General features: G+C 60.4%; 15 protein-coding genes. 13 read left to right on the top strand and 2 right to left on the bottom strand.

What is annotated here, in order from left to right; translation table 11 throughout:
- Positions 1-601 precede the first annotated feature (601 nt).
- Positions 602-1,741, top strand: coding sequence for an AI-2E family transporter (locus QN219_RS15375; protein ID WP_284000597.1), 1,140 nt, complete (start codon positions 602-604; stop codon positions 1,739-1,741).
- 30 nt (positions 1,742-1,771) lie between these two features.
- Here QN219_RS15375 and QN219_RS15380 read toward each other — a convergent pair whose 3' ends face one another.
- Positions 1,772-3,541, bottom strand: a complete 1,770-nt coding sequence (locus QN219_RS15380) for a hypothetical protein (protein WP_284000598.1) — start codon at positions 3,539-3,541, stop codon at positions 1,772-1,774.
- Between the two features lie 132 nt (positions 3,542-3,673).
- On the opposite strand from QN219_RS15380, the gene QN219_RS15385 reads away from it, so the two are divergent.
- From QN219_RS15385 to gltS, 3 genes are all read left to right on the top strand, one after another.
- Complete coding sequence (locus QN219_RS15385) at positions 3,674-3,952, top strand: hypothetical protein (RefSeq protein WP_284000599.1); 279 nt, start codon at positions 3,674-3,676, stop codon at positions 3,950-3,952.
- Positions 3,953-4,088: 136 nt separating this feature from the next.
- Positions 4,089-4,733 carry a helix-turn-helix domain-containing protein gene (locus QN219_RS15390; RefSeq protein WP_284000600.1) on the top strand — a complete coding sequence of 215 codons (645 nt, stop codon included), beginning with the start codon at positions 4,089-4,091 and terminating at the stop codon, positions 4,731-4,733.
- A gap of 174 nt (positions 4,734-4,907) precedes the next feature.
- Positions 4,908-6,113 carry a sodium/glutamate symporter gene (gltS, locus tag QN219_RS15395; RefSeq protein ID WP_284000601.1) on the top strand — a complete coding sequence of 402 codons (1,206 nt, stop codon included), beginning with the start codon at positions 4,908-4,910 and terminating at the stop codon, positions 6,111-6,113.
- Between the two features lie 95 nt (positions 6,114-6,208).
- Here gltS and QN219_RS15400 read toward each other — a convergent pair whose 3' ends face one another.
- Positions 6,209-7,141 carry a LysR family transcriptional regulator gene (locus QN219_RS15400; RefSeq protein WP_284000602.1) on the bottom strand — a complete coding sequence of 311 codons (933 nt, stop codon included), beginning with the start codon at positions 7,139-7,141 and terminating at the stop codon, positions 6,209-6,211.
- Between the two features lie 95 nt (positions 7,142-7,236).
- Here QN219_RS15400 and QN219_RS15405 point away from each other — a divergent pair, with 95 nt between their 5' ends.
- The 9 genes from QN219_RS15405 to pcaD all read left to right on the top strand — a co-directional run bounded on the left by QN219_RS15405 (position 7,237) and on the right by pcaD (position 15,823).
- Entirely contained in the window at positions 7,237-8,388 is a 1,152-nt protein-coding gene (locus QN219_RS15405; protein ID WP_284000603.1) for a muconate/chloromuconate family cycloisomerase, read from the top strand.
- A 3-nt stretch (positions 8,389-8,391) separates the two neighbouring features.
- A complete protein-coding gene (catC, locus tag QN219_RS15410; protein WP_284000604.1) occupies positions 8,392-8,682 on the top strand; it encodes a muconolactone Delta-isomerase in 291 nt (96 codons plus the stop codon).
- A 73-nt stretch (positions 8,683-8,755) separates the two neighbouring features.
- A complete protein-coding gene (catA, locus tag QN219_RS15415) occupies positions 8,756-9,694 on the top strand; it encodes a catechol 1,2-dioxygenase (RefSeq protein WP_284000605.1) in 939 nt (312 codons plus the stop codon).
- Positions 9,695-9,801: 107 nt separating this feature from the next.
- Complete coding sequence (locus QN219_RS15420) at positions 9,802-11,160, top strand: Rieske 2Fe-2S domain-containing protein (RefSeq protein ID WP_284000606.1); 1,359 nt, start codon at positions 9,802-9,804, stop codon at positions 11,158-11,160.
- Positions 11,157-11,645, top strand: coding sequence for a benzoate 1,2-dioxygenase small subunit (gene benB / locus QN219_RS15425; protein ID WP_225177855.1), 489 nt, complete (start codon positions 11,157-11,159; stop codon positions 11,643-11,645). The genes QN219_RS15420 and benB overlap by 4 nt, the downstream gene beginning before the upstream one ends.
- Before the next feature lie 41 nt (positions 11,646-11,686).
- Positions 11,687-12,712, top strand: a complete 1,026-nt coding sequence (benC, locus tag QN219_RS15430; protein WP_284000607.1) for a benzoate 1,2-dioxygenase electron transfer component BenC — start codon at positions 11,687-11,689, stop codon at positions 12,710-12,712.
- Positions 12,709-13,494 (top strand): benzoate diol dehydrogenase BenD, encoded by a 786-nt coding sequence (benD, locus tag QN219_RS15435; RefSeq protein ID WP_284000608.1) that lies wholly within the window; start codon positions 12,709-12,711, stop codon positions 13,492-13,494. The genes benC and benD overlap by 4 nt, the downstream gene beginning before the upstream one ends.
- A 40-nt stretch (positions 13,495-13,534) precedes the next feature.
- On the top strand, positions 13,535-14,869 hold the full coding sequence (locus tag QN219_RS15440; protein ID WP_284000609.1) for an MFS transporter: 1,335 nt from the start codon (positions 13,535-13,537) through the stop codon (positions 14,867-14,869).
- Between the two features lie 129 nt (positions 14,870-14,998).
- Positions 14,999-15,823: a 3-oxoadipate enol-lactonase gene (gene pcaD / locus QN219_RS15445; RefSeq protein ID WP_284000610.1), complete on the top strand. Its 825-nt coding sequence runs from the start codon at positions 14,999-15,001 to the stop codon at positions 15,821-15,823.
- Positions 15,824-15,892: the final 69 nt, after the last annotated feature.

Consider the following 15,892-nt stretch of genomic DNA (forward strand, 5'->3'; position numbering starts at 1 on the left):
CCATATGTTCCGGCAGCGCGTGCAGCCTGAGATAGAGGATGCCGACCAGGAAGACCACGAGCAGCACGAAGACGGTCATCACATTGAACAGGACGTCCGTCTCTCCCGGTGCGGTGATGAAAAGCGGTAAATGGTCGACCGCGGCCGGATGCAACGATTCCATCTCTGCGCTCCTCCTTGCTGGCCGGCCATAAACTTAGTCGCTGCGGCGAAAGCGCTTGTTCCAGAGAAAGCTTGGGACACCTTGATTATTCAAAGACAATGATACGCGAAAATGTACCGCGCAGGCATTGATCGCAGTCAATATCGACCCGTCGCGCGGTCGATCGAACGGGCACGATGCGGTGCTGGCTCTTCTCATGCTATCTGTAAGAGGAGAGGCTCGGATGGGGAACTTCGAATGACGTATGCTACGGTATGTTACTGCCACACGGCAGTAGTCGGCGTACCATAAGAGTGCGTTGCACGAAGCGGGCTCGCCACGCTGGCCCGGGCACGCCGATGAGGGCTTTCAGTTCGATGTGCGTCGAAACCGCCGAGCGGCGGAGGTTCGGATGTCTTGGCTTCGCTTTGATTTCTTCATGAAGAGCGGGGGGCGAAAATGGATGATGATTCATCCCGAACGACTCCGGTCAGAGACGATCCAGCCGATCAATCATCCATTGAGGCGAAGATCACGGAACTTGCCAGGATCGGCATCGTCGGGCTTTTCGCCTACTGGTCCCTGACCTTAATCGCTCCATTCGCGATCATTCTCGTCTGGGCGGCGATTCTGGCTGTAGCCCTTTACCCGGCCTACTCAGCCCTTTCAGTCATGCTCGGTATACGGCCTCGGCTCACGGCGGTCCTGATCACGCTGGTCTGTTTGGTCGTCATCGTCGGTCCGCTCGCGGCCATTGCCGTCAGCTTTGCCGAAGGAGTCCAGGCGCTGCTTGCAAGGCTGGACGACGGTTCGTTGCCTGTCCCGGTACCACCCGAGAGTGTCCGCAACTGGCCGCTCGTCGGCGAACGCATCTATGCTGCCTGGAGCATGACGTCCGGCAATCTCGAGCTTGTCCTGGAGCAGCTTGAGCCTTCGCTACTGCAGGCTGGGAGCAAGGCTCTCGGCAAGATCGCGAGTATCGGTGTCGACTTGCTCGGCTTTGTGATTTCCGTGCTCGTCGCTGGATTTCTTTTCGGGTCCGGGGAACGTCTCGCGGAAACGGCGCAAGGCTTCGCAAGCAGGATCGGTGGGGACAGGGGCGTCGGCTTCGTGCGGCTGGCGGCAGCGACAATCCGCAACGTGGCGCGTGGCGTCATTGGCGTCGCGCTGCTGCAAGCGTTTCTCTGCGCATTGGTGCTGAGCCTATTCAAGGTTCCCGCACCCGGAGCAATCGCCTTCGTGGTGCTCATTCTCTGCATCATTCAGATCGGGCCGGCGCTGATCTTGCTACCGGTGATGATCTGGGCCTGGGTGGAGATGGACTTCGGCCCGGCAGTCTTACTCACACTTTTGCTGATGCCGCTCTTTATCATCGACAATGTCATGAAGCCGATCTTGGTGGCGCGCGGACTGTCGACTCCGACGCTGATCATTTTACTCGGGGTGCTCGGCGGCACGCTTTCCTATGGACTGATCGGCCTCTTCCTCGGGCCGATCGTCCTTAGTGTTTTTCACGATTTGCTGATGATCTGGATGCGGCCGGATATCGCGTCGGAAAAACCCCTGTCCGAGACTTCACGATTACGGCGCCCGACCTGAGCATTTGGCCCAGGCGCATCGTCGATCGAACTATCTTTGCCGTGTGGCTTCCGGGATTGTTACGCCGGCCTCACGCAAACCTTCAATGAAATGCCGCTGGTCTTCAGGACGACGAATCCGCAAGGCCACCTCCTGCCGGATGTTCTTGAGGAAGCCTGGAACGTTTGTTTCCAGCCATTTTTGTTCCTCAAGTGCCTGGTCCTCCTTGCCGAGTTTCCCTAGAATGGCAAGCAGTATGACGCGATAAATCGGGTTGGCGCGAAGGTCGGCCAAGCGCGCCCACCGCTCGGCGGCTGCGTAATCGCCCTCGATATAGGAGCAGACTGCTAACGCCGCCTCGAAATATCCCACCGGGCCTGGGTTCCGCTCTACAGTTTGCGATACAAGCTCGCAGCCTGAACGCCATTGACCAGAAAGGGCGAGCCGGAAACCGTATTCACCGGCAAGTTCGGTGTCATTGGGATTGATCGCGAAGGCGCGCGCGCCGACAGCCAAGGCGGCGTCCACTTCGCCACGGAAGAATAAGGCGAGCATCTCCGCCTGCAGGGCACGTACGTCCTGGGGATCCAGTTCCACGGCGCGCGCCGCTGCCTCGATTGCGTGTTCCAATGAAACCGGGGATGATCGATCGAGATGATACCGGAACCGGAGCTCATCGATATAGGTCATCGACAAAAGCGCCCACGCCGTCGCGTAGTTCGGGAACTGTCGGGTCGAACGCTGAAGACAATCTTGAACGGACGCATGCGTTTGCGGGTTCAAATTGCTGCGATAACCGTAGTAGCCCAAGGTGCAGACATATGCTTGCCAATCGTTCGGAACTGCCTGGGTGAACCGCGTGGCGTTCGCCTGGAAAACGACGCCATAGGGCTGCGCCACAGCGGTCGCCACGGCGGCGGCGGCCTTCTCTTGCAGTTCGATGATCTTATGCGTTTCTAAACTTTCGTCATAGTTGTTTGCCCACACCACGGACCCGTCGGACCGCTGTAGAAGTCTTATCCCAAGCCGAAGCCTGTCGCCGTCGAGTCGAACCCGCCCCTCAAGCGCGTAGGCAGGGCCGTCGATCTCTTCTCGTGGGTCGTCTGGTTTCTCGCGAGTGACAACGACGATCTCCTTGAACCGGGCAATTTTGCCAACGACCTCGTCGGCGAGTCCTCGCGCAATCATTGCCGATTGCGGCGAAGCGGAGAGATCCTCAAATGGCATAACAATCAGCGTCGGGATGTTTGGCCTAACACCGGACATATCCGAGCCGTCCCCTGCAGTGCTAGCAGGTTGAAGCAAGGCATTTGCTGCAAGACCGCCGAGGGCAAAAGCAATCGCCGCAATCCCGACCCAAATCCATGGCTGCCACGAGCGTTCCATGGAAGAATTCGGTCCTGCAACCGCAGGAGGCCCAAGGGCTGCTTCGGTCCACGCCTCGACGTGCCTTTCGAATGTCGGCACGTAGGCGCCTTTCGGTATCTTTATGACAATCGGATCGTCGCGCCCAGCGACCAGATAATAGCGTTCGAGCGCGCGTCGAATACGGCCAGCTTCGATCCGGACGGCCGGATCCGTTTGAGCGTCGAAGGAGGAATCTCGACCGAAGACTACGGTTGCTATTGAATAGGCCTTTATGCGGTCAGCACGGCCTGCAATCGTCTCTTCTATGATATAGGCAAGGAATTTGCGGGCGCGGTCCGGCGCTTCGAACTCGGCGCTGAACCGTATTCGATCAAGCTGTGCAAGAATTTCCGCGTCGGTGGGTAGAGCAATTGTCGGTTCGACCCGGACGCCCTGGTGGCCTACGATTACCATCTTCCGCCCCCATGGTCACAATACAAGGTTGTGTCCAGCGGCACTGTAAGCTCCCGTATCTTACGTCCCTAACCGGCGAAAGGGCAATACACTAAGGTTGTATTTCATTTCGAACCCGGAGGGAGGAGTGAAATGAACGCCCGATCGGGGAGCAGTGACGAGGAACACCAGCTGACAGCTGCGTTGCGTCGATTTCCGAGACGCTCGTTGCAGATCAGGGAATTGTCGATCCGCGACGAGAGTTTTAGGGGCATGTGCGAGGACTTCGCAGCCGCTGAACACGCGCTTGCTCACGCCGATCAGCTTCCCGTTCATGTTCGCGAGGAGCGGCGTGCTGAGTTCAAAAGCTTGGTGGAGAGCCTGGCGGCAGAGATTGAGCAAGCGCTCGGGCCGGTGAAAGGGTTAATCTAATTTTGGGTTGGCGTTTTACCTAGGCGTCAGAGTCGACGACGGACGGTTCGCTTCCTGTTGGCGCTCGCGGGACACAACGAAGATCCGCCGCATAAGGATCGTTGTAGGGCAGGTGGCACATTCTTGGGAGTCGAACATGCATACGTCAGTAATGACTTCTTCGGGGCGCCGCCTGATTGTCGCCCCCACGGGACCGCGCACGCAGGGGGAAGTTGAGGCGAGACCGACCAGCAGCTTCGTCGACGGAGAAAGCATTTACCATTCCGGGGAGAGGGCCGGCCGAGCTTACCGCGTGGAATTCGGGGCTGTCCGTGTGTACCGTGTGCTTGCAAACGGGCGGCGGCAAATTCTTGCATTCCATTTCGGAGGAAACTGGTTCGGTCTGCAAAACGAGGACCGGCACCGTTCCACTGCGGAAGCGATAGGTATAACCGGTGTAAAGAGCATCACCCTCACAGAGGACCTGCACACATGGCAGGGATTGTTGCCCGCGGTGTTGGAAAGCTTTTTGTCCGCTCAAGAACACCAACTGGTAATTGGCCGCCAAAGTGCCGTCGAAAGGGTCGCGGCATTCCTAGTCGAGATGTCGGATCGTTCGGGCCATTCCCATAGGTTCGAACTATTCATGCCCCGTGTCGACGTTGCCGATTACCTCGGGCTGACGATCGAGACCGTTTCACGGTCGCTTACAAAGTTGAAGAACAAGGGTGTTATTAGACTACACGGCGCTCGCGGCATAGAGATAGTGGATTATCGCGCCCTTCAGAACCTATGTCTTTAGTGGTTGCCCAAATGAGGAATGGCGAGCCGAACGCGCTGTGGATATTTCCGGCACCCAAGAGATCTCCTTCAAGACGGGAGTTTCACATGGGCCAACAGGAGGGGCGGCGCAGTGGACCGGGCACACTCTTCAGGGCTCACACAAACGGCCGCCAGCAAATCGTACGGGGGGCATATGTCAGCCTTGCAGGTTCCCGGATTCCTGACGTTCACCATATCGATCCTGGTCTTCTTCGCCGGCAACGCCCTCAACAGCTCGTTCGCGGCTCTTTCACGGTGGAATATACCGGAGGCAGTCACCGGGGGCCTGATTTCCGCGTTTCTGACACTTGTGGCATACGCATTCTTTGACACGGAAATACGCTTCGCACTCGGCGCGCGCGATCTATTGTTATTGTACTTTTTCACCGGCGTGGGCTTGAACGCGCGGCTCTCCGACCTGGTCGCCGGCGGGCGGCCTTTTCTCGTCCTCTTGGCGCTGACGCTCGTTTTTCTTGTCATCCAGAGCGTGGTCGCCGTCGGCGGCATGGCGTTGCTCGGCCTTCCTGCCGGCTTCTCGATCCTGCTCGGCTCGGCCTCGCTTGTCGGCGGGCACGGCACCACCATTGCCTGGGCACCGACGATCTCCACCCGCTTCGGGCTCGCCAATGCAATGGAAGTAGGCATTGCCAGTGCGACGCTCGGGCTCGTGATCGCGAGCATTCTGGGCGGACCGATTGCGCGCCACCTCATCTCGCGTAATGGCCTCCACGGGAAAATGGATGAGGAGTTGATCGTCGGGGTTTCCAACGAACAGGCCGATCGGCACGCAGACGAGGTGAGCTACCAGTCCGTGCTGCAAACGCTGCTTGTGATGAATATTGCGGTCATTGGCGGCTACCTGCTGCACGAGCTGGTCGTCGAGCTTGGCATCAAGCTTCCGCTCTTCGTCGTTTGCATGTTTCTTGCAATCCTGTTGACCAACACGGTCCCGCTCCTCGCGCCGCGGCTGCCCTGGCCAACGAGGACCCGGCCGCTTTCGCTGATATCCGATCTTTCGCTGAACATCTTTCTCGCGATGTCACTCATGAGCCTGCAGCTCTGGACGCTGCAAGGCCTCGGATTGTCGATTCTCGTGGTGCTGGCACTGCAGACTGTTACTGCGGTCGTCTACATCCTGTTCGTCGTTTTCCCGGCAATGGGGCGCAGCTACAACGCAGCGGTGATTTCGGCGGGCTTTGGCGGCATCGCACTCGGTGCGACGCCAACCGCGATTGCCAATATGGCCGCGGTGACGAAGACCCATGGTGCCGCCCCGCTCGCCTTCATCATTCTGCCGCTGGTATCGGCGTTCTTCATCGATATCGCCAACGCCGGAATCATTACGTTCATGGTCAGATAAAGGTGCATTTGGTTCACCTAAGCGGCTGGTCGCTCGGCAAGCAGAAGGCGGCCGACACCTTCGAGGTGCTTGCCCGCGAATGGCATGAGAAGGCCTCAGGCCTTGTCGAGTTGTACGTTGGATAGTTGCAGCCAAGGCGGGTTGTCGGCGTACATCTCGCGAATGAGCTGCTTGATCTCTTCGATTCTTCCTTTTGTATCGTCGCGCCGGAAGCTCATGATGATCGGCGACGTGGCCTTCTCATCTTTTATGACGCGGTAACACACGTCGTCGGGTCTTTGCCGCTGCGAGGCTGTGGGAATGATGCACAAGCTCATTCCGGCCGCTACGATGCCCAGCGCGGTCTGGATTTCACGGACCTCTTCCACGCTGCTAGGAGAAATGCCTTGCTCGCTCAACATGTTGAGGACCTCGTCGGCGAAGCTCGGACGAGGAACGGACGGATAGACGACCAGCGGTTCCCCCTCCAGTTCGGTAAGAGCGATCGGTTCGGTAGAAAGAGATTTCGGATGCCCCTTGGGGAAAGCAACGACCAGTCGTTCCTCTCGGAGCGTCAGCCTCTCAATCTCCCTATCATTGAAGCGGACCCTGCCGAAGCCGACATCGATCCGCCTCTCCTTGAGAGCGGTAACCTGCTCGGTTGACATCATTTCCCGGATCTCGATGTCGAGATCCGGCCAGCGCTCGCGCATTCGGCGGACGAGGTCCGGGATGCCGCCATAAAGGGTCGAGCCGACGCAGCCGATGACGTAACGCTCCCGCCGAGATAAGCCGATCTTGCGCGTCTGCTCGCGCATGTGTTCGGTGCGAGCGATGATCTGTCCGGCCTGCTCGTAAAAGAAGCGGCCAGCCTCCGTCAAACCGAGAGGACGGTTCGACCGGTCGATAAGCAGAACGCCGAGCTCGTCTTCCAATTGCTGGATCTGCCGGCTGAGAGGCGGCTGGGCAATATGCAGGATCTCCGCAGCACGCGAGAAGTTCCGCTCGCGCGCAACGGCGAGAAAATAACGCAGCTGCCTCAGCTCCACGATTATACCTTTCAGGTATCAAATCCAACTTTTATAGTTTTGGACGGTTTTCAAGGTGGACGCTAAATTCCTTGCAATCAAGGGAGAAAAATCTGGTGTCTACGGGAATCCGTATCAGCGCGATCGAAACAATTATACTCGATCTGCCCACCATTCGGCCTCATCGGCTGTCGATGGTGACCATGAACCGGCAAAGCATGACCATCGTCCGCGTCCGCTGCTCCGACGGCCTCGGAGGGCTCGGAGAAGGGACGACGATCGGCGGTCTCGCCTATGGGGCCGAAAGTCCGGAAGGCATGAAATTGACGATCGACGAGTATATCGCGCCACTGCTGATCGGCTGTGACGCGACGCGCATCCAGGCAGCCATGGACCTCGTCGTCAAAGCGGTCAAGGGAAATCACTTCGCTAAATGCGCTGTCGAGGCGGCCCTGCTCGATTGCCATGCGCGCCGCCTCGGTCTTCCGATGTCGGAACTGCTCGGTGGCCGGCGCCGCGACAGCCTCCCCATCGCCTGGACGCTCGCCTCCGGCGACACGGCCAAGGACATCGACGAAGCGCAAGCCATGCTCGACCGGCGGCGCCACAAGGACTTCAAGCTGAAGATCGGCGTAAAATCCATTGAAGATGATATCCGCCATGTGAGCGCGATCCGCAAGGCACTACCGGACATGGCCTCCATCCGGGTCGACGTGAATATGGCGTGGCGGGAGCGGGAGGCGCGCAATGCCATCCAAGCTCTGGCTGACGCCGGCTGCGTGCTGGTCGAACAACCGGTGCAGGGGATAGCAGCCCTCGCCCGTCTGCGGCGCGCTTCCCCGATCGCAATTATGGCCGACGAGGTTCTGGTTGGACCTGAAAGCGCGCTCGATGCGGCGACTGCACGGGCCGCCGACGTGTTCTCGATCAAGATCGAGCAGGCCGGAGGGTTGTTTGCCGCCGCCCGGGTGATCGCGATCGCGGAAGCTGCAGGCGTCAGCGTTTATGGCGGCACCATGCTGGAGGGGCCAATCGGCACGATCGCCGCCTCTCAGTTGATGGCGACGGTCAAGGAACTGGAATGGGGCACCGAGTTCTTCGGACCGCTGCTTCTGACTGAGGAGCTTTTGGAGGAGCCGCTGCGCTTCGAGAACTTTGAGCTGCGATTGCCAACGGGTCCAGGGCTCGGCGTGATCCTCTCCGAGGAAGCCGTCAATCGCTTCCGCAGGGATGGCAAGCAAGCTTCGACCTTGCGCGTGGTGGGGTGAACTATGCTTTTTCATGTGCGGATGAACGTGAACCTTGCCCATGACCTGCCCGCTGCCGAGGCGGCCGATGTCATCGCCCGGGAGAAGGCCTATTCCCAGGAACTGCAGCGTACCGGCAAGTGGCGGCATATCTGGCGGATTGCCGGTCAGTACGCGAACTACAGCGTGTTTGACGTCCGGGACAATGCGGAACTGCACGAGGTTCTCTCGGGACTTCCGCTGTTCAAATTCATGGACATCGAGGTGACGCCGCTTCTGAGGCATCCCTCCGCGATCCGCGAGGACGATACCTAGAATCTTCGTCAGCGGCGGTCCCGGGAGGACGGGAACCGCCCAGTTTCAAGACAATCCAAGTGGAGGAATCAACATGAACGTGAAGATTTTCGATAAACCGGATATCCAGGAGTTTCTCAAGGTCCTGAGCGGTTTGGACAAGGCTGACGGCAATCCGCGCGTCAAAGAGATCGTTCATCGAATTGTGTCCGATCTGTTCAAGGCGATCGATGATCTGGACATCACCCCCGACGAATACTGGACCGGCATCGCCTGGCTCAATGAGATCGGCGCCGCGGGTCAGGCCGGCCTGATCTCGCCAGGTCTTGGTCTCGACCATTTCCTCGACGAGCGTCTCGACGCGATCGACGAGGCCCTCGGCATCGATAATCCGACCCCGCGCACCATCGAGGGGCCGCTCTATGTCGCCGGTGCGCCAGTTTCACACGGCTTTGCCCGTCTAGACGACGGCACGGACGAGAACGGCCACACCCTCGTCATGCACGGCACCGTCTATGGTGCCGACGGCAGGCCGCTGCCGGGCGCCATGGTCGAAGTCTGGCACTGTGATACCCGCGGCTTCTACTCGCATTTCGATCCGACGGGAAAGCAGGCGCCGTTCAACATGCGCCGCACGATCATCGCCGACGCAAACGGGTGTTACAAGTTTCGGAGCATCGTGCCGCACGGCTACGGTGTGCCGCCGGGCAGCCCGACCGAGCAACTGCTTTCCGCGCTCGGCCGCCATGGTCAACGCCCGGCGCATATCCACTTCTTCATCAGCGCCGATGGTCACCGCAAGCTGACGACGCAGATCAACATTGAAGGCGATCCGCTGGTCAACGACGATTTCGCCTATGCGACGCGCGACGGCCTGGTTCCGGCCGTCATCGAGCGGACCGACGAGGCCAGCATCAAGGCCAATGATCTGAGCGGTCCCTTTGCGGAGATCAAGTTCGACATTCATCTTACGGCCATGGTGAATGGCGTCGACAACCAGGCCAACGAACTGCGCAAGCGCGCGGCCGCCTGACAGGAAATGCCGGCGGCCCGCGCGGGCCGCCAACAACCCTTACCGTCAGTATCGACACAGTTGCAGGAGAGCGCCGGTCGGAGCGCGCCTTCTGCGGGAGATAACCCATGTCTGCGATTATCGACAAAGCCCGGGCCCTCGATCATCTGCTCGCCACTGCCGTGCAGGACGACAAGGAGGCCGGCATATTCCGCTGCCGCCGCGACATCTTCACCAACGAAGACCTGTTCGAACTGGAGATGAAACACATCTTCGAGAGCAACTGGGTCTATCTGGCCCATGAAAGCCAGATTCCGGAGAACAACGACTATTACACGACCTATATCGGTCGCCAGCCGGTGGTCGTCACCCGTGACAAGAACGGCGAACTCAACGCGGTCATCAATGCCTGCGCCCACCGTGGCGCAATGCTGTGCCGGCGCAAGCACGGAAACAAGGGCAGCTTCACCTGTCCCTTCCACGGCTGGACCTTCTCCAACACTGGCAGGCTGCTCAAGGTCAAGGACGAGAAATCCACCCAGTATCCGCCCCAGTTCGCGAAAAACGGCTCCCACGACCTGAGGCGGGTGCCGCGTTTCGAAAGCTATCGCGGCTTCCTGTTCGGCAGCCTGAAGGAGGACGTGGCGTCGCTCGAGGACTTCCTCGGCGAGACGAAGGTCATCATCGACCAGATCGTCGATCAGGCGCCGAACGGGCTGGAAGTGCTGCGGGGCAATTCGTCCTACATCTACGATGGAAATTGGAAACTGCAGATGGAGAACGGCTGCGACGGCTACCACGTCAGTTCCGTGCACTGGAACTACGCCGCGACAATGGGCCGGCGCAAGGAAGAGGGTACGAAGGCGGTCGACGCCAACGGCTGGAGCCGCTCCGTCGCGGGCGTCTACGGTTTCGAGAACGGCCATATTTTGCTGTGGACGAACACGATGAATCCCGAGGTCCGTCCGATTTACAACAGCCGGGACGAGATCAAGGCACGGGTCGGCGAAGACAAGGCGGATTTCATCGTCAACCAGACCCGCAATCTCTGCATCTATCCGAACGTGTTCCTGATGGACCAGTTCAGCACGCAGATCCGCGTGACGCGCCCGATCAGCGTCGACAAGACTGAGATCAGCATCTTCTGTTTCGCGCCGAAGGGCGAAAGTGCCGCGGATCGCGCCCTGCGCATCCGCCAATACGAGGATTTCTTCAACGTGTCCGGCATGGGCACGGCCGACGACCTCGAAGAATTCCGTGCCTGCCAGGCCGGTTACGCCGGCACGGCGGCGCTCTGGAACGACCTGTCGCGGGGCGCGCCGCTCTGGATCGATGGTCCGGACGAAAACGCAAGGAGGATGGGCATAGTGCCGCTGCTTTCCGGCGAACGCAGCGAGGACGAGGGGCTGTTCGTCCGCCAGCACGAGTACTGGGCCAAGGTGATGTGCCAGGCGCTGGCCGCCGAAAGGGAAGGGGTCGTCGCATGAGCATTTCCTATGAAGCCGCGTGTGCATTCCTCTACCGGGAAGCGCGTCTTTTGGACGACCGCGAGTGGGATGAATGGCTCACCTGCTATGCGCCTGATGTGACCTATTGGATGCCGGCCTGGGACGACGACGATCAGCTCACCGAGGATCCGCAGACGCAGATCTCGCTGATCTATTATCCGAGCCGTGACGGCCTGGAAGATCGGGTCTTCCGCATCAAGACCGAGCGTTCGGGCGCCTCGACGCCGGAGCCGCGCACCAGCCACAACGTGACCAATGTCGAGTTCGTGGAGATCCGAGGCGATGAGGTCGACCTTCGCTACAACTTCCACACGCTCAATCACCGCTACAAGGTCACCGACCACTTCTTCGGCACCATGTTCGTCACGCTGCGCAGGAGCGACGACCGCCTGGTGATCTCGCGCAAGAAGATCGTGCTGAAGAATGACTACATCCGCCAGGTCATCGACGTCTATCACATCTGACGGCGTCGCCGGACGGCACAGGGACTGATGAGGAGGGTTCCATGGCCAGTTACAGCATCGCTTTGAACTTCGAGGACGGCGTGACCCGTTTCATCGAATGCAAGGACGGCGAGAAGGTTCTCGACGCCGCCTTCCGCAACAAGATCAACCTGCCAATGGACTGTTCCGACGGCGTCTGCGGTACCTGCAAGTGCCGCGCCGAGAGCGGCAGCTACGAGCTCGGCGACGACTATATCGATGATGCTCTGACGGCCGACGAGGCTGAGAGCGGTCTCGTGTTGACCTGCCAGATGAGGCCGTCCTCCGACTGCATCATCGCGGTCCCAACCACCTCCATCGCCTGCAAGACCGGGCAGCAGACTTTCGCCGCCACCGTCGCCGCTGTGGTGCCGCACAACGATGCGGCGATCGCGCTGGAACTGGATGTCGACGCTGAGGCGCCTGCGTTCCTGCCCGGTCAGTACGTCAATATCGGTGTGCCGGGCAGCGGCGAGCACCGTTCCTATTCCTTCAGCACGGCGCCGAGCGAACGGCGCATCGGTTTCCTGATCAAGAAGATCCCCGGCGGCGTCATGAGCAACTGGCTGGAGCGCGCCGAAACCGGGACCAGGCTCGAGCTGACCGGTCCCTTGGGCAGTTTCTACCTGAGGGAGGTCGAGCGACCGCTCCTGTTCCTGGCCGGCGGCACAGGTCTTGCGCCGTTCCTGTCGATGCTCGAGGTGCTGGCGCGCGAGAATTCGCAAGAGCGGGTTCACCTCGTCTACGGCGTCACCCGGGATCTGGACCTGGTTCTCGTCGACGAGATCGAGGCTTACGCAAAACGGCTCGCCAACTTCACTTACAGCACCGTCGTGGCCGAGGAGTCGTCCAGCCACCCGCGCAAGGGCTGGGTGACCCAGCATATGCCGGCCGAGGCGCTCAATGGCGGCGATGTCGACGTTTATCTATGCGGTCCGCCGCCGATGGTCGACGCCGTGCGTACCTATTTCGACGACAACGGGGTGAAGCCCCACAGCTTCCACTACGAGAAATTCACGCCCAATGCGTCAGCGAAGGTGGCTGCATGAGCACGGCGCGTTTAGAAGGCCGCTTCGCGGGCAAGGTGCTGGTCGTCACGGGTGCTGCGCAGGGTATCGGCCGGGCCGTGGCGGTCCGCGCGGTGGAGGAGGGCGGCCAAGTGTTGTTCGTCGACCGCGCCGACTTCGTCGCCGAGGTGGCGACTGCGGCCGGCGAGAATGCTGCGGCTTTCAACGCCGATCTCGAAACCTATGAGGGGGCGGCGGCGGCGATGCGGTTTGCGGCCGAACGGTTCGGCGGCATCGACATCCTGATCAACAATGTCGGCGGCGCGATCCGCATGCGTCCCTACGCTGAGTTCGAACCGCAGCAGATTGACGCCGAAATCCGTCGCTCGTTGATGCCGACGCTTTACTGTTGCCACGCCGTGCTGCCGCATCTCGTCGCCCGCGGCGGCGGCACGATCGTCAACGTGTCCTCGAACGCCACGCGCGGCATCCATCGCGTGCCGTATTCCGCGGCCAAGGGCGGCGTGAATGCCATCACGCAGTCGCTCGCCATGGAGTTGGCCGAGCGCAACATCCGCGTGGTCGCCACGGCGCCCGGCGGGACGGAGGCGCCGCCGCGCCGCATTCCCCGCAACGCGGAAGGCGACAGCGAGGCCGAAGAGGGCTGGATGGCCGAAGTCGTGAGCCAGGTGAAGCAATCCAGCTTCATGAAGCGGTACGGAACCATGGAGGAGCAGGCCGCACCGATCCTGTTTCTGGCCTCGGAAGAGGCGTCATACATCACCGGCAGTGTGCTGCCGGTCGCCGGCGGTGATCTCGGCTGAAAGCTCATTATTACCATGCGTAACAACTCGGGGAGGAGTGATGATGCGCACCATCGATGTCAATGAAACAATAGACAATACCCCTTTCGGGGCCTTCCAATGGACGGTGGTCGCTCTCTGCGGGCTGCTGCTGATCGTCGATGGCTACGACGTCTTCGTCGCCGGCACCGTGCTGCCGACGCTGATCGCTGAATGGGGTCTGAGCAAGCCACAGGCCGGCGCGCTGCAGGCATGGGCGCTGTTCGGCATGATGTTCGGCGCGATCATTTTCGGCGCCTTGGCGGACAAGATCGGACGGAAGAAGGGCATCGCGATCAGTTTCATGCTGTTCACCCTGTCCACGCTGCTCACCGGCTTCGCCAATTCGCCGGAACAATTCAAGGCCTTTCGCTTCTTCGCCGGCCTCGGCTGCGGCGGGCTGATGCCGAACGGGGTGGCGCTGATGAACGAATATGCGCCGAAGCGCCTGCGCGGCACCATGGTCGCGCTGATGTTCTCCGGATATTCGGTCGGCGGCATGGTTGCGGCCGGACTCGGCATCGGCATGATCCCGCAATACGGCTGGAAGCCGATGTTCTTCATCGCCGCCGTGCCGCTGCTGATGTTACCTTTCATCCTGTGGAAACTGCCGGAATCGCTGGGTTTCCTCATCCGTCAGGGCAAGCAGGAGCAGGCAAAGCGGATCTACGGAAAGATCGATCCCTCCGCGCCTCTCCGCCACGACGACAAGCTGGTCTTCTCCGAGACCAAGGGCGCGTCGGCCTCGATCGTCGAACTGTTCCGTCACCAGCGTGCGCTGCGCACGCTCATGCTGTGGGTTGCTTTCTTCTGCTGCCTGCTGCTCGTCTATCTGTTGTCCTCCTGGCTGCCGAAAGTGCTGCAGCAAGCAGGTTATGGCGAAAAGGCCAGCCTCTTGAGCCTGTTCTCGCTGAATTTCGGCGGCATGGTCGGAGCGATCGCTGGCGGCCGGTTGGGCGATCGGTTCGGCCTGCCGAAGGTGGTTGTCGGCTTCTTCATCGCCGCCGCCTTCTCGATTGCGCTGATCGGCTTCAACCTGCCAGCAGGGCTACTGTTCCTGATGGTCTTCGTCGCCGGCGCCACGACTATCGGAACACAGATCCTGCTCTATGCCAGCGTCGCACAGCTCTACAATCTCTCGGTGCGTTCGACCGGGCTGGGTTGGGCCTCGGGCGTGGGCCGCATCGGCGCCATCGTCGGGCCGACGCTCGGCGGCGTCCTTCTGGCGCAGGAACTTCCGCTCCAGCATAACTTCCTGATCTTCGCCATCCCGGCGGCAGTCTCGGCTCTGGCGATGCTGGTGTTCGTGGTCAGCAATGCGCGGCGTTCAAGCGACGTGCAGCTTGTTCCGGCATAACAAAGGTGATCGGCGGCGGTCGCGAACAGCCTAGCGCGACCGCCGGCGATTCCCATCCATGCTGAACCTTCAACACCTGCTTGAAAGGCCGGTGTTCAACCGGTTTACGGCTTATAAAGGCATTCGCCCATGTCTTATCTCGATCTTGCCACCCATCGCCTCCACTACCGTATCGACGGCGACACGGACGGTAGCCAAAACAAGCCGTGGCTTATGTTCTGCAATTCGCTAGGCACCGACCTGCACATGTGGGACGCGCAGGTAGCCGGACTGTCGCGGGATTTCCGCGTGCTGCGCTATGATCGTCGCGGTCATGGACTGTCGTTGGCTCCACCGCCGCCATACGGTTTGCCCGACCTCGGCAACGACGTGCTCGCGCTGCTCGACGCGCTGGAGATAGAGCGGGCGCACTTCTGCGGCCTTTCTCTTGGCGGCCTGACAGGGCAGTGGCTGGGTGTTCATGCCGGACATCGCCTTGGAAAGATCGCTATCTGCGCGACATCCGCGAAGATCGGTACCGCGGAAAGCTGGACCGCGCGAATGAACACCGTTCGGGAAAATGGTCTCACGGCACTGACCGCCGCCACCGTCGAGCGCTGGTTCACGCCGCGGTTCAACGCAGTCGAACCCGGCACTGTCGGCAAGGTGCTAGACAGTTTTGTCGCGACCTCGATCGACGGGTATATCGGCTGCTGCGCGGCTTTGGCCGGAGCCGACCTGCGGGAGGATATCGAACGGGTCGCCAACCCGCTGCTGGCCGTTTCCGGCGATTACGACCCGGTGTGCCCGCCAGCCGACCTCGAAAATATTGCCGCCTGCGTGCGGCAAGGGCGGCATCTATCGTTACCTGGCCGGCACGTAGTTAACATCGAGTCTTCGCAAGCATTCAACGCGGCGCTGTTGGAGTTTCTTCATTCCGAAGACGGCTTTGATAAGCAACTCGAGCAGGTTTGATATCGGCGAGAGCTGCGTACGAGACAGTGGCTTTTGCCGTACGACGCCTGATCGGTGTTACTGACCGCG

The sequence above is a fragment of the Sinorhizobium sp. 8-89 genome (genome assembly GCF_030124325.1).
Lineage (GTDB): Bacteria > Pseudomonadota > Alphaproteobacteria > Rhizobiales > Rhizobiaceae > Sinorhizobium.

Bases quoted from the DNA above. Each gene is read 5' to 3' on its own strand.
- pcaD (WP_284000610.1), top strand. From the start codon at position 14,999: ATGTCTTATCTCGATCTTGCCACCCATCGCCTCCACTACCGTATCGAC.
- catC (WP_284000604.1), top strand. From the start codon at position 8,392: ATGCTTTTTCATGTGCGGATGAACGTGAACCTTGCCCATGACCTGCCC.
- benC (WP_284000607.1), top strand. From the start codon at position 11,687: ATGGCCAGTTACAGCATCGCTTTGAACTTCGAGGACGGCGTGACCCGT.
- gltS (WP_284000601.1), top strand. From the start codon at position 4,908: ATGTCAGCCTTGCAGGTTCCCGGATTCCTGACGTTCACCATATCGATC.
- benB (WP_225177855.1), top strand. From the start codon at position 11,157: ATGAGCATTTCCTATGAAGCCGCGTGTGCATTCCTCTACCGGGAAGCG.
- QN219_RS15385 (WP_284000599.1), top strand. From the start codon at position 3,674: ATGAACGCCCGATCGGGGAGCAGTGACGAGGAACACCAGCTGACAGCT.
- catA (WP_284000605.1), top strand. From the start codon at position 8,756: ATGAACGTGAAGATTTTCGATAAACCGGATATCCAGGAGTTTCTCAAG.
- QN219_RS15440 (WP_284000609.1), top strand. From the start codon at position 13,535: ATGATGCGCACCATCGATGTCAATGAAACAATAGACAATACCCCTTTC.
- QN219_RS15380 (WP_284000598.1), bottom strand. From the start codon at position 3,541: ATGGTAATCGTAGGCCACCAGGGCGTCCGGGTCGAACCGACAATTGCT.
- QN219_RS15420 (WP_284000606.1), top strand. From the start codon at position 9,802: ATGTCTGCGATTATCGACAAAGCCCGGGCCCTCGATCATCTGCTCGCC.
- QN219_RS15390 (WP_284000600.1), top strand. From the start codon at position 4,089: ATGCATACGTCAGTAATGACTTCTTCGGGGCGCCGCCTGATTGTCGCC.
- benD (WP_284000608.1), top strand. From the start codon at position 12,709: ATGAGCACGGCGCGTTTAGAAGGCCGCTTCGCGGGCAAGGTGCTGGTC.
- QN219_RS15375 (WP_284000597.1), top strand. From the start codon at position 602: ATGGATGATGATTCATCCCGAACGACTCCGGTCAGAGACGATCCAGCC.